Origin of the sequence: Telmatospirillum siberiense, assembly GCF_002845745.1 — a bacterium.
GTDB classification, from domain to species: domain Bacteria; phylum Pseudomonadota; class Alphaproteobacteria; order Rhodospirillales; family Magnetospirillaceae; genus Telmatospirillum; species Telmatospirillum siberiense.
In genome coordinates, this window is the sequence record NZ_PIUM01000004.1 from 41,642 (window position 1) to 54,610 (window position 12,969).

Annotated in this window: 10 protein-coding genes; 7 read left to right on the top strand and 3 right to left on the bottom strand. The window is 66.8% G+C overall.

Annotated features, from left to right (window positions below; all coding sequences use genetic code 11):
* From CWS72_RS05230 to CWS72_RS05255, 6 genes are read left to right on the top strand one after another with little or no spacing between them, the layout of a single operon-like run.
* Nucleotides 1–1,560, top strand: coding sequence for a GMC family oxidoreductase (locus CWS72_RS05230; protein WP_101249527.1), 1,560 nt, complete (start codon nucleotides 1–3; stop codon nucleotides 1,558–1,560).
* Nucleotides 1,557–2,933, top strand: a complete 1,377-nt coding sequence (locus tag CWS72_RS05235) for an amidohydrolase family protein (RefSeq protein ID WP_199175548.1) — start codon at nucleotides 1,557–1,559, stop codon at nucleotides 2,931–2,933. Before CWS72_RS05230 ends, CWS72_RS05235 begins: the two co-directional genes overlap by 4 nt.
* Before the next feature lie 46 nt (nucleotides 2,934–2,979).
* Entirely contained in the window at nucleotides 2,980–3,846 is an 867-nt protein-coding gene (locus CWS72_RS05240) for a (2Fe-2S)-binding protein (protein ID WP_101249528.1), read from the top strand.
* A 2-nt stretch (nucleotides 3,847–3,848) separates the two neighbouring features.
* Nucleotides 3,849–7,004: a molybdopterin cofactor-binding domain-containing protein gene (locus CWS72_RS05245; protein WP_101249529.1), complete on the top strand. Its 3,156-nt coding sequence runs from the start codon at nucleotides 3,849–3,851 to the stop codon at nucleotides 7,002–7,004.
* Entirely contained in the window at nucleotides 7,001–7,504 is a 504-nt protein-coding gene (locus CWS72_RS05250; RefSeq protein ID WP_101249530.1) for a (2Fe-2S)-binding protein, read from the top strand. The genes CWS72_RS05245 and CWS72_RS05250 overlap by 4 nt, the downstream gene beginning before the upstream one ends.
* Nucleotides 7,501–9,015: an aldehyde dehydrogenase family protein gene (locus CWS72_RS05255; RefSeq protein WP_101249531.1), complete on the top strand. Its 1,515-nt coding sequence runs from the start codon at nucleotides 7,501–7,503 to the stop codon at nucleotides 9,013–9,015. Before CWS72_RS05250 ends, CWS72_RS05255 begins: the two co-directional genes overlap by 4 nt.
* Before the next feature lie 5 nt (nucleotides 9,016–9,020).
* Here CWS72_RS05255 and CWS72_RS05260 read toward each other — a convergent pair whose 3' ends face one another.
* Nucleotides 9,021–9,932: a TauD/TfdA dioxygenase family protein gene (locus tag CWS72_RS05260; protein ID WP_101249532.1), complete on the bottom strand. Its 912-nt coding sequence runs from the start codon at nucleotides 9,930–9,932 to the stop codon at nucleotides 9,021–9,023.
* A gap of 150 nt (nucleotides 9,933–10,082) precedes the next feature.
* Here CWS72_RS05260 and CWS72_RS05265 point away from each other — a divergent pair, with 150 nt between their 5' ends.
* Entirely contained in the window at nucleotides 10,083–11,042 is a 960-nt protein-coding gene (locus CWS72_RS05265; RefSeq protein WP_101249533.1) for an aliphatic sulfonate ABC transporter substrate-binding protein, read from the top strand.
* Between the two features lie 78 nt (nucleotides 11,043–11,120).
* On the opposite strand, the gene CWS72_RS05270 is transcribed toward CWS72_RS05265, so the two are convergent.
* Both CWS72_RS05270 and CWS72_RS05275 read right to left on the bottom strand, forming a co-directional pair.
* Nucleotides 11,121–12,365, bottom strand: a complete 1,245-nt coding sequence (locus CWS72_RS05270) for a DUF2325 domain-containing protein (RefSeq protein WP_101249534.1) — start codon at nucleotides 12,363–12,365, stop codon at nucleotides 11,121–11,123.
* Nucleotides 12,350–12,961: a hypothetical protein gene (locus CWS72_RS05275; protein WP_101249535.1), complete on the bottom strand. Its 612-nt coding sequence runs from the start codon at nucleotides 12,959–12,961 to the stop codon at nucleotides 12,350–12,352. Before CWS72_RS05275 ends, CWS72_RS05270 begins: the two co-directional genes overlap by 16 nt.
* Nucleotides 12,962–12,969: the final 8 nt, after the last annotated feature.

Genomic DNA, 12,969 nt, shown 5'->3' on the forward strand with positions numbered 1-12,969 from the left:
ATGACCGCGCCGACCGTTCCCCTACGCCCGCTGCGGCCCTCCTACGACCATATCGTCGTCGGCGCGGGCTCCGGCGGCGCGGCGGTGACCCGCCGCCTGGTCGATGCCGGGGCCGACGTCCTGCTGATCGAAGCCGGTCCGTCGGGCATCGGCGTCGCCGATATCGAGGAGCCGGCGCGCTGGGTCGCGCTTCCGCGCGGGCCCTACGACTGGGGATATGATTACGCGCCGGGTCCGCAGATCGACGGCCGCGTCATCGGCATTCCGCGCGGACGGGTGCTCGGCGGATCGTCGGCCATCAACGCGCTGATGTGGTATCGCGGCCATCCCCTCGATTACGATGCCTGGGAGGCGGACGGGGCGGAAGGATGGGCCTTCCGCGACGTTTTGCCCTATTTCAAGCGCTGCGAGGATTGGGAAGGGGGCGAGACGGCCTATCGCGGGGCCGGCGGTCCCTTGCGGATCGAGCGCAGTCACGATCCCCATCCCCTGGCCGACGCCCTGATCGCCGGGGCCGGCGCGCTGGGCGTGCCGATCATCGAGGATCCCAACGGCCGGGACAATGAGGGGGCCGCCTACGCCAATCTGAACATGTCGGGAGGGCGGCGCTGGTGTTCGGCGCGCGGCTATCTCTGGCCGGTTCTCGATCGGCTCAACCTGACCGTCCTGACCGATTGCCAGGCCCTCGATCTGGGATTCGAAGGCTCGCGCTGCGTCTCGGTGCGCCACGTCCGCAACGGGACGACGGCGGAGACGCGGGCGAGCGGCGGGATCGTCCTGGCCCTGGGCGCCATCGACACGCCCCGTCTTCTCATGATGTCGGGGATCGGCGATCCCGGAGAACTGAAGCGTCTGGGGCTGCCCGTCCGCCTGGGCTTGCCGGGCGTCGGGCAAAATCTTCAGGATCATCCGCTGATTCGCGCCGTCAATTTCCGCTCGAAGCGTCCCTTGGGGCCGGTGCGCGACAACGGCGGCGGCTCCATGGTCAACTGGAAGACCGACGCCGGCTTGCCCCAGGCCAATGTTCACGCCTTTCCCATTCAGGGCCTGAGCGCCGAGGATGCCCTGGCCGATCGCTACGATCTGTCGGGCGACGTCTTCGCCGTCGGCACCGGGCTGATGCGCTCGCGCAGCCGCGGCTATCTGCGGCTGCTGAGCGGCAAACCCGGCGGGGCGGTGGAAATCCAGCCCAATTTCCTGGCCGAGCAGGGTGACATGGACGATCTGGTCGCGGCGGTCGATTTCGTCATGGAGATGGCCGGCACCAGGGCCTACGCCGATTGGTTCGAAGGCTTTGCCGCCCCCGACCGCCGGCTCGGGCGGAGCGAAGCCGGAACCTTCATCCGCCGGGGCTGTTCGACTTTCTTCCACAGCTGCGGCACCTGCAAGATGGGGAAGGATCCCCTGGCGGTGGTCGATGCCCGTCTGCGCGTTCTGGGTATCGAAGGGCTGCGTATCGCCGATGCCTCGGTCATCCCCGTCATTCCAAGCTGCAATACCCATGCGCCCGTGACCATGATCGGCGAACGCGCCGCCGATTTCATCCTGGAGTCCCGATGATGACGCAACGACTGATTCTGGCGGGCGATTTTCTGCTGACCATGGATCCGGCCAACCGGACCATTTCCAAAGGCGCCCTGTTGATCGAGGACGGGCGGATCGCCGCCGTCGAACGGCTGGACGCGCTGGCGGCGTCCTATCCCGAGGTTCCCGTCAAGACGGTGGGCAACGCCATTCTGATGCCGGGCCTGATCAATACGCACGCCCATTCCGGCCTGTTGCGCGGCACGGCCGAACATCTGCCGGTGTGGGACTGGCTGACGCTGCACATCAATCCCATGCACCGCGTCCTCGAACCCGGCGAGGCCGAGGTTGCTTCGCGGCTGTGTTATGCGGAAAGCCTGCTGGGCGGAACCACCACCGTCGTCGATATGTGGCGTTTCATGGAGGGCAGCGCGCGGGCGGCCTCGACGATCGGCAACCGGCTGGTCGCCGTGCCTTACGTCGGGGCGCATCCGGATTACGACTATTTCGACAGTCTCGACATGAACGAGGCGCTGATCGAGAGCTGGCACCGCAAGGCCGGGGGCCGCATCAATGTCTGGGTCGGGCTGGAACATTTGTTCTACGCCGACGAGGCGGGCCAGCGGCGTGCCGTCGACATGGCGAAAAAGCACCATACCGGCTTTCACACCCATTGTAGCGAGGCCCGGATCGAGCGCGAGGAGTTCGCCAGCCGCTACGGCAAGGCGCCGATGTTCGTCCTCGACGATCTGGGATTTTTCGAGACGCCCCTTGCCATGATCGCCCATGCCGTCTGGCTCGATGCCTCGGAGATCGATCTGATCGCCCGGCGCCGGGTCTCGGTCGCCCACAATCCGGTCAGCAACATGAAGCTGGCCAGCGGCATGGCCCCCATCGCCGCCATGCTGGCCGCCGGGGTGCCGGTCGGCATCGGCACCGATGGGGAAAAGGAAAACAACAACTTCGACATGTTCGAGGAAATGAAGGTCGCCTCGCTTCTCGGCAAGCTGAAGGATCTGGACGCCGCCGCCATGGACAGCTGGCAGGTGCTGCGCATGGCGACGATCCTGGGGGCCAGGGCCATCGGGCTCGATGATGAGATCGGCTCCCTGGAGGTGGGCAAGCGCGCCGACGTCATCGCCGTGCGGACCGACACGCCGCGCATGGCGCCGCTGTTCGGCGAGGGCCCCCATTTCAACCTGCATCACAACCTCGTCCATGCCGTGCGGGGCGGCGATGTCGCGCTCACCATGGTGGACGGCGATATCGTCGTCGAGGATGGCCGGTTGAAGACCGCCGAGGTGACGGATCTGGTCGCCGAGGTTCAGCGATCGGCGCCGGGGCTTTTCGCCCGCCGCGCGGCATTTCTCGCCGCCAACGGCAGCGGCGTTCAATGGACGAAGGGGTGATACCAAGCGGCGTTTGCAGCTTGGGTTCGAAGCGGGGAGCGCGACGGTGAAAACGACGGACAAAGTGGCGCTTGATCAATGGTATGCGGTGGAAACAGCCGCGGACCTCGGTTCGCGGGCGATTGTCACCCGCCTTCTCGGCCAGGACATCGAACTCGGCCGCGATGGCGCCGGCCGGCCGACGGTCCGGGAAATCCGGGATGACGGAAAGCCGGGGACGCCGCTGCCGGTCCGCGAGCGTTACGGCTGCCTGTGGACGACCCTGGGGCGCCCGGTCGGCGACATCTTCGACATCGCGGAAGCCGGGGAGGCCGACCGCCGCTTCGTTCCCTGCGGCTGGGTGAGCATGCGGGCCTCGGGCCTGCGCGTGGTCGAGAATTTTCTCGACATGGCGCATTTCCCCTTCGTTCACACCAACATCCTGGGATCCGAGCCGCGTACCGAGGTTCCGGCTTACGCCAGCGAGATCCGCCGGGATGTGGACGAGGTCTGGGCGACCAACTGCACCTTTTTCCAGTCGCGCATCGCCGCGACCGAAAGCGCCGGCGATTTCGTCCATCTGACCTATCGCGTCCCCAATCCCTTCACCGTGATGCTCTACCGGATCTGTCCGACGGCGCCGGAACGGCTGGACGCCATCGCGCTGTTCATCCATCCCCTGGAGGAGGATCTCTGCCGGGCGCAGCCGGTGATGTATCTGGTCGACGCCCACTCGACCGACACGGCGCTGCTCAATTTCGAGCAGGTGATCTTCCTGCAGGACCGGATCATCGTCGAAAACCAGCGTCCGCTTCGTCTGCCGTTGGAGCCGCGAAAGGAAATTCCCACCTGGGCCGATTCCTCTTCGCTCACCTACCGGCGCTGGCTGAAGGAAAAGGGCCTGCGCTTCGGCACCACCCTGGGGGCCGCCTGATCATGGCGGGGCTGGGCTTCGACGTCCTGCGCCCCGCCTCGCCGGAGGAGGCTCTCAGGCTTCTCCTCCATCCGTCCGCCCGCCTCGCCGCCGGGGGAACCGCCCTGCAACTGGAATGGTCCAAGGGCCTTGCCGAACCCGAGCGGCTGATCGACCTGGGCGGCATCGCGCGGTTGCGGGGCGTCGCCGCCCAGGGGACCTTCCTGCGCATCGGCGCGATGACGAGACTGGGCGATCTCGAACGGGACCGGGATCTGCTTCGCGGCCAGCCGCTGCTGGCGGCGGCGCTCGCCACCGTCGCGGCCCCGCCGGTGCGGGCGCTCGCCACCATCGGCGGCAATGTCGCGGGACGGACCGGTTGCCTGCTGCCGGCGCTGTTGGGGCTCGACGCCCATCTGGAGATTTTCGGCTCGAACGGACGGCGGCGGGAGGCCTTGTCCGACTGGTTGGCGCAGCCGGATCCCGACCCGTCCCTCATCGAGGCCATCCTTCTGCCAAAGGCAAGCGGGGAAAGGCTGTGGACCCATCGCAAGACCGGTCTACGGGCCGCTTTCACGCCCAGCGTCATCGGCGTCGCCGGCCTATTGGACCTTCATGACGAGCGGATCGCGGCGGCGCGTCTCGCCGTCGGCGGCGGCATCGTGCCGGCCGCCCGGCTGCCTGGAATAGAGGCCATGCTTCGGGACCGGCTTCTGGCCGAGGTCGACTGGGCGGCGGTGCATGCGGCCATTCTGGAGGCGGTCGTCGCTCCCGACGACGTTTTCCGCACCGGCGGGTACCGGCGGCGGGTGGCGGCCAATGCCCTGGTTTACGGCCTGGGCGGTGGGCTGCCGGGACGGCGGCCGGCGACGGGACCCCGGATCTTCCCGCGAGCCGTCTCCCCGGTCGGCGAGAGCCCGCTGAGCCGGAACGCCGCCGGCGGGCGGTGGCATGTCCGCCCGGACGGGCCGGATAAGATCATGGGACGGCTCGCCTATCTGACCGATCGGCGGGAGCCCGACATGCTGGTCGGGCGCATCTTGCGAGCCGGCATCCCGCATGCCGGCATCCTGTCCATCGACGTCAGCCGGGCGGAGGCGCTGCCGGGGGTGGCCGCGGTGGTCACCTGGCGCGACGTGCCGGGCGAGAACGGCTTCGGCATCGTCGTCCAGGACCAGCCGGCGCTTTGCCGGGACAAGGTGCGCTATGTGGGCGACGCCGTTGCCGCCGTTGCCGCGCGGGACGCCGAGACGGCGGCGAGGGCGCTGGAATTGATCGAGGTGGATTATCGGCCCCTGCCGGTGGTGGGCGATCCGGTGGCAGCCTTGGCCTCTGGCGCCGAGGAGGTTCACCAGGGCGGCAATCTGCAATGCCGGCTCGATTATGCGCGGGGGGACGTGGAGGGGGCCTTCGAGGGCGCGGCCCATGTGGTCGAGGCGGTCTATGCAATGTCCCGTCAGATGCATGGCTTCATGGAAACGGAAGGGGGCCATGCCCGGATCGAGGCGGACGGCGGCCTGCTGATCTGCGCCGGCGGTCAGCACGGCCGGCGCGACCGCCTTCAGCTTTCGCGCATCCTCGCCATGCCCGAGGAGAAAATCCGCGTCGTCACCAGTCCGACCGGCGGCGCATTCGGCGGCAAGGACGAATTGACCGTGCAGCCGGCGCTGGCCCTGCTGGCCTTGAAAAGCGGCCGGCCGGTGCGGCTTCAGCTCGACAGGGCGGAATCGGTGCAGGCCGGGATCAAGCGCCATCCGATGACCATCCGGATGCGGACCGCCTGTGACGCGGCCGGGCGCCTGCTGGCGCAGGACGTCGACGTGCTTTCCGATGCCGGCGCCTATGCCTCGCTGGGCCCCCATGTGCTGGAGACGGCGCTGGAGCATGCCTGCGGGCCTTATGTGGCCGCCAATGTGCGCGCCGCCGGCCGGCTGGCCTACACCAACAACGGCGTCTGCGGAGCGTTCCGGGGGTTCGGCGCCAACCAGATGACCTATGCCATCGAATGCCAGATGGACCGGCTCGCCGCGGTTTCGGGGCTCGATCCGTTCGAAATCCGCCGTCGCAACCTGCGCCGGCCGGGCACGCCCGGCTATCTGGGGCAAAGGGTGGCGCCTTCCGAACGGCTGGCCGAGATGTTGGCCGCCGCCGAGGCCGATCCGCTGTGGAGCAAACCGCGCGGTCCATCGTCCGATGGCATGGAGATCGTCGGGGTCGGCATGGCGATGAATTACCAGGGAAACGGGCTGGGTTCCCTGCCGCCCGATCCCGGCGGCGGCATTCTGCGGCTGGCTGCCGACGGCGCCATCGAAGCCCTGATCGGGCTCGACGAAATGGGGCAGGGGCTGCTGACATCGGTGATGGCGGAGGTGTCCCGGGCGCTCGGCTGCGGTCGCGAGGAGGTGCGGCCGGTGGTGGGCGATACCGGCCGGGTGCCGGAATCGGGTTCGACCACGGCCAGCCGGGGCGGCTTCGTCGTCTGGAAGGTGGCCCAGGCGGCGGCCCCGCTTCTGCGGGCCCGGATTCTCGCCGAGGCCGGACGCCTTTTGCGGCGCGAGACCGGCGACTTGTTGCTGGCGCCGGGGGGGATCGCCGGACGCGGATCGAACAAGGGCGATCTGTTGCTGAGTTTCCGCGATCTGGCCGCCGCCCTGCCGCCGGAGAGCCTGCCCGAGGCCGGCGCCGGCTTTGAATTTCCCAAGACCGATTACGTCAAGGGCAATGCCCGTTTCCTGTTCGCCTTCGGCGCCACCCTGGCGCGCGTCGCGGTCAGCCGGTTGAGCGGAGAGGTTCGCGTCCTCGATCTGACCCAGCATACGGCGGCGGGGCCGGTCATCGACGTCGCGGCCTATCTCGGGCAAATCGAGGGCGGCGGCATCCAGGGACTGGGTTTCACCCTGACCGAGCATGCCGACATGGAGGACGGCCGCTATCTGGCGGCCAACCTCGACGGCTACATGCTTCCCGGCATCCAGGACACGCCGGCCTCGATGATCGTCCACGCTCTGGAGGGGCTCGACGAGGGCGATCCCTTCGGTCCGCGCGGTGTCGGCGAGATCGGCATCGGGGCCGTCACGCCGGCCATCGCCAATGCGGTGGCCGATGCCATCGGCGCCTGGCCGGAGCGCACGCCGATCGAGCCGGAATGGATTTTGGACGCGATGGAGAGGTGCCCATGAGCGATATCGCCCTCTGCCGGCCGACCTTCCGGCTGAACGGCGAGGTCCGCGGCCTGGCGGTGCCGGCCGGCCGCCGGCTGATCGACATCCTGCGCGACGATCTGGGCCTGATGGCGGCGAAGAAGGCCTGCGGCATCGGCCGTTGCGGGGCCTGCGGCGTTCTGGTGAACGATCGCGCCGTCAATGCCTGTCTGCTGATGGCCTGGCAGTTGGACGGGCTGGAGATCGTCACCCCCGAGGGATTGGACGGGCTGCCCGAGGCGGCGGCGATCCGCCGGGCCCTCATCGAGGAGAACGCCTTCCAGTGCGGCTATTGCGCGCCCGGTTTCACCGTGGCGCTGATCGGGCTTTTGCGGCGGACGCCACGGGTTTCCGAGGCCGAAATCCGCTCGGCGCTGGAAGGCAACCTGTGCCGCTGCACCGGCTATCATTCCATCATCCGCGGCGCGTTGGCCGCAGCAAATGCGCTGGAAAGCCGGCGCTCTGGAGACAAGCAATGACGGTCATCATCCGGAACGATTCGCCGGTTTGCGACGGCGCGCGGGCGTTCCTCGCGGTCGCCCGCAAACGGCATCTGATCGGCGGTCGCTGGGTCGATGCCGGCGGAAACGAGACTTTCGAGACCACCGATCCCGCCACCGGCCGGGTCCTCGCCCATCTGGCCAAGGGCACGGCCGAGGATGTGACGCGGGCGGTGGCGGCGGCGCGGACCGCCTTCGAGGACGACCGCTGGCGGGCGATGACGCCGTCGGCCCGTGGGCGGCTGTTATGGCGCATTGCCGATCTGATCGAGGCGCACGCCGACGAACTGGCCGAACTGGAAACCCTAGACCAGGGCAAGTCGCTGAAGACCGGCCGCCTCGGGGAAATTCCGGCGGCCGCCGGCCAGTTCCGCTATTTCGCCGGATTCGCCGACAAGATCCTGGGGACGACGATTCCCACCTCCATCGGGCATCAGCCTCCGGGTAGGCAGATCTTCGCCTATACCACCCGCGAACCGGTCGGCGTGGTCGCCGCCATCACACCGTGGAACTCACCACTTCTGATGGCGGCGATGAAGCTGGCCCCCGCATTGGCCGCCGGCTGCACCGTCGTTCTGAAACCGGCCGAGGAGACCTCGCTGACGGCCTTGCGGCTGGGCGAACTGATGTTGGAGGCGGGGGTGCCGGACGGCGTCGTCAATATCGTCACTGGTTTCGGCGAGACCGTCGGCGCCGCCCTGAGCGCGCATGAGGATGTCGACAAGGTGGCCTTCACCGGCTCCACCGAGGTGGGGAAAATGATCGTCGCGGCGGCAAGTGGCAATTTGAAGAAACTGACACTGGAACTGGGCGGAAAATCGCCGGCGATCGTCATGGCGGATGCCGAGCTGGATTTGGCCATCCCCGGCATCGCCCGGGGCATCTTTTCCAACGCCGGGCAGGTGTGCGTCGCCGGGTCGCGGGTCTATGTCCATCGGTCGATCTATCAGCGGCTGACCGATGGACTGGCGCGCGCGGCCTCCGGGTTGCGGCTGGGTCATGGCCTGGATCCGGAAACCGACCTCGGGCCCCTGGTCAACGGCAAGCAGGCCGAGCGGGTCGCCGGTTACGTCGCCGAGGGCGTGGCGGAAGGTGCCGAGGTGGTGGCCGGGGGGCGGCGCGACGGGGCCCTGGGCACCTTTTTCGAGCCGACGGTGATCACCGGGGCGCTGGCCGGCATGCGCATGATGCGCGAGGAGATCTTTGGCCCGGTGGTGGCCGTCACCCCGTTCGACGAGCCGGAGGACGCCCTGTTTTACGCCAACGATTCTCCTTATGGTCTGGCTGCCAGCGTCTGGACGCGCGATCTGTCCGCCGCCCATCGGCTGTCGGCGGGCATCCGTTCCGGTACCGTCTGGATCAATTGCCATTCCTATTTCTCACCGGAACTGCCGAAGGGCGGCCACAAACAGTCGGGGTGGGGTTATGAGAACGGCGCTCCGGGCCTGGAGAATTATCTGGAAAGCAAGACGGTGTGCGCCCTGATCTGACGGTATCAGTCCCGGGGCGGTTCCTTGGCGAGGACCGAGACCCGCTCACCCCAACGCTCTTCCGGAAAGTAGTCCCAGACCGCATGGTGCTGTGATGCCCAGTTATCCCATAAAAGCAGGGAATTTTCCGACCATTGGACACGGGTCTGGAAGGACAGGCCCTTTTCCACATGGCGGAAGAGGAGTGTCAGGATCGCGTCGCTTTCATCGCGACTCAACTGCACGATGCGGGTGGTGAAGGCGGGGTTGACGTAAAGAAACCGCTGTCCGGTTCGCGGATGCCTGACCACCACGGGATGTTCGGCTTGCGGGTAGCTTTTTCCCGGATCCGGTTGAGCCCCGTATCCGGCCGTCCAGGCCTGAGATCCGTCATGGATCGCCGTCAGGCCGGACAGGAAGTCCTTCAACGGCGCGGATAGCGATTCAAAGGCGAGATATTGGTTGGAAAAGGCGGTATCGCCGCCGCCGGATGGCGGGAGCCTGGTCAATCTCAGCAGGGAAATGGCGATGGGAACCGGATCGCAGGTGACGTCGGCGTGCCAGGCGTCGCCCGCCGTGTAGCGCGAGTCTGCCCCGGTCTTCCATCCCAGGATTTCAGGGTCTGCGCTGCGTCCGGCGATGACGGTATTAGCCGCCAGCGCGTGGCGGTGCAACGTGCCGAAGCGACGGGCGAAAGCCTTGTGCTGTTCGGAGGTCAGGGGCTGATCGCGGAAGATGATGGCCAGATTCTCGTCCAGCGCCCGCTGGATTTCGGCGATTTGCCGCTCCGAGAGGTCTCTCGACAGATCGATCCCGGAAATCTCGGCGCCGATGGTGGGCGAGAGACGCTTGACGGCTATCGTTTCATAAGCGGATCGGTCCTGGCCATTCCATGCCTCGATGGCGATCTTGTCGTTGAAATCCCGGTAAAAGCTCATTGCCTGTCATGCTCCGTGCCGAGGGGCCGCGAATGTGATTTCCGCGAAATCTACATGGACGGATTCCATATTCCAATAGTTTATAGACTGAATGTGTTGAATGAGGTTACCTTCGCCGGGTTTTCCTTATCCTCGTCACGGAGTTCGCTGATGACGTTTCCACGCCTGCTGTCCGGCCTCGTCCTTCTCGCCGCTTTCGGTTCCGCCGCCGCGGCCGAGGAGGTGCGCGTCGCCACCCAGCCGATTCCCCTTTACGCGCCGCTTTACGTGGCCCAGCACAAGGGATGGCTGGAGGAGGAGTTGAACAAGGCTCGCCCGGGCACGACGGTGAAGCTGTCCTATTTCAATGCCGGCGCTCCCATCAACGAATCCTTCGCCTCCGGCTTGCAGGACATCGGCCTGCTGGGCGACACGCCGGCGTTGATCGGCAAATCGGCCGGGATCGACACGCGCATCATCGGCAAGCCGTCGGCCGGGCCGAAAACCATCGCTGTCATCGTCGGCGTCGATTCGCCGATCACCTCGGCGCGCGATCTGAAAGGTCGGAAGGTCGGCGTGCCGAAGGCGTCCTACACCGAACATCTGCTGTCGCTGGTTTTGCAGGGCCAAGGGCTGACCTTGAAGGATGTCGAGCAGGTCAACCTGACCAATGGCGACATTCCGCCGGCCATCGTCGCCGGAAGTATCGATGCCGGCGCCGTCTGGGAGCCCATCCTGACCAAATTCGAGGCGCAGAAAGCCGTGCGGGTCCTCGCCGACGGCACCGGTTTGAAGTCGGGTCTTCTGGCCATCGTGGCGGGAAGCGATTTTCTGAAGAACAGGCGGGACCTGGCCCGGGCCTTTCTGCGGGCCTATGCCCGTGGCGCCGACTTCGTCAAAGCCAATCCCGCCGAGGCGGCGCGCCTGGTTTCCGACGATGTGAAGCTGCCGCCGGATCTGGCCGAGAAGGTATTCGCCAAGCTTGATTTCAACCCGGTCCTGACCGCCGAGGACATCGCCGAATTCAAAAAGACCGAGGAATATATCCGCGGTATCGGATTGATCCGTTCGAGCGTCGACGTCGACGCCTTCGCCGATCGCGCGGTGGCCTCGGAAGCCGGCCTGAAATAATCCGGCCGAGTTCGCCCGTGACAGTCTCGCACGTCCGCCCCTCCGCCGTTATCGCGGCGGGGGCGGACGTGCGTCTTGTCAGCCGCCTTCGGCCGGCCCGTCGACGACGACCGTCTCCAGGGCGGCCAGATAGGCCGCCAAGCCCGATCGGCGGACGGGCACGAAGGGCTTTTGCCATTGGCGGCACAGTTGCTTGACGGCGTTCTGGGCCGAGTGGCTGACGCAATCGACAGGAAACAGAACCGCGTCGGCTTGACCGAACAGGCCGTGCAGGCGGCTCATGCTCTCCTCGACACCGCCGTCGTGATGGGAGAAGACGCCGTTGCAGTCCTCGACCAATCGCCTGACATGGGTCATCTGCTGGTGGCGTCCGCCGACGAAAAGGATGCAGCGTCCGCACAGATCCAGCTTGGCGCAGTCCCAGCCGCAGCGGCCCACGCCGTCCTGCGGGGCGAGGCTCTCGGCCAGCCTGCTTTCGTAAAGGCGAACCTCGTCGGCCAGGTGCGCGTTTTCCTCGGTCAGACGATCCAGCCGCTGATTGGTTTGGTCGAGCGTCTCCGTCGCCGTCCGGCGCTTGCGTTCCGTCTCCCGGTGGCGGGCGGCTTCCTCGGCCAGTTGCGAGCGCAACTCTTCGACGGCGGTCTGCAGATCGCGGGTTTCGGCGGCGGCTTCCGCCGCATGGGCGAACTTTCTGGCTTCGGTCTCGGCGCTGGCGAGCAGGCGGCGCAGATCCTGGTTTTCCGCGTCCCGGCGGCCGATTTCCAAAAGGAAGTTCGCCTGGAGCCGTTCGATCCTTTCCTCCAGCTCGATTTTCTCGCGTTCCAGGCGGTCGAGACGGTGGAGTTCGGCGCGGGCGGTCGCCCCCATCTGATGGGACAGCATGTGAATGTCGCGAAAAATCAGCCGACGGGTGTCTTCGCTGGCGGCGGGATGGCTCATTACCGCCCAGCCGGCGCCGGCGACGTCGCCCCTTTCCAGCGCTTCCGACCATAATCCGGCGAGTTCCGCGTCGGTGCCCACCTTGGAAAAGCGGTTCACCGCGACGAGGTGACGGCGATCGAGCCTTTTCGTCAAAGCCTTGGCGACGGCGCGATGATGAGAGGCCATTTGAACCATGCTGGCGTGCAGATTGTAGCCGCTCGGCCCCGAGGCGAGCGTTATGCCCATTTTCACCGCCAGCGATTTCAGTTCCGCCAGGGGCAGGCAGGTGCCGATGATGGCGCAATGCCACTGGCTGTCGATCTCATCGATTCTCAGGCGTTTGCGCCGCGGCGAGAGCGGAGGCGCCGGGTCCGGTTTCGCGGCGGTCAGCGTGTCGCACATGCCGTCACCTTTCGATAGGAAAGCCGGGAGGGATCGGAAATGCCGCATTCGGCCGCCATGCTGTGGAGCAACGACAGGTCGCTGCGCAGCCGGTCGGTTTCATGGTCGAGCCATTTCCGTGCGAAGGGTCCTTGGATCGCGCAATGGCGGCATCGTTGCTCGCAGGCCTCGATTTCACCCTCATAGGCCCGGATGGTGTCGCTCAGATAGAGATGGCGGGCCTCCATGGGGGCAAGATCGATGAAGGCGAGTTTCAGGCGGAAGCCGACCTCGCCCAGCAGGCATCCCGGACGTCCGGAGGGGCGGGCGAACATCGCGGCGAGAATTTCCCAGCCGGCATCGGTGGTCTCGAAGGTTTCCGAGGCACGGTGCGACGGGCGCAGCGCGCCGTCGGCCAGCATTTCGGCAATGGTGCTGGCGACGACGTCGCTCACCGGGGTCCAGCGCTGGTCGGCGACATCATCGATGACCAGGCAGACGTCATCGATGCTGGCCGGACTGCGGGCGGCGATACCCAGCGCGGCGATCCATATGAATTCCTTGGGACCCAACGGCTGGCTGAGGGGACGTGCGGCGGGCGGAGAGGAGAGACCCATCTCGGATC

Coding starts and splice junctions, on each gene's coding strand:
- CWS72_RS05230 (WP_101249527.1), top strand. CDS start 1: ATGACCGCGCCGACCGTTCCCCTACGCCCGCTGCGGCCCTCCTACGAC.
- CWS72_RS05235 (WP_199175548.1), top strand. CDS start 1,557: ATGATGACGCAACGACTGATTCTGGCGGGCGATTTTCTGCTGACCATG.
- CWS72_RS05245 (WP_101249529.1), top strand. CDS start 3,849: ATGGCGGGGCTGGGCTTCGACGTCCTGCGCCCCGCCTCGCCGGAGGAG.
- CWS72_RS05250 (WP_101249530.1), top strand. CDS start 7,001: ATGAGCGATATCGCCCTCTGCCGGCCGACCTTCCGGCTGAACGGCGAG.
- CWS72_RS05255 (WP_101249531.1), top strand. CDS start 7,501: ATGACGGTCATCATCCGGAACGATTCGCCGGTTTGCGACGGCGCGCGG.
- CWS72_RS05260 (WP_101249532.1), bottom strand. CDS start 9,932: ATGAGCTTTTACCGGGATTTCAACGACAAGATCGCCATCGAGGCATGG.
- CWS72_RS05265 (WP_101249533.1), top strand. CDS start 10,083: ATGACGTTTCCACGCCTGCTGTCCGGCCTCGTCCTTCTCGCCGCTTTC.
- CWS72_RS05270 (WP_101249534.1), bottom strand. CDS start 12,365: ATGTGCGACACGCTGACCGCCGCGAAACCGGACCCGGCGCCTCCGCTC.
- CWS72_RS05275 (WP_101249535.1), bottom strand. CDS start 12,961: ATGGGTCTCTCCTCTCCGCCCGCCGCACGTCCCCTCAGCCAGCCGTTG.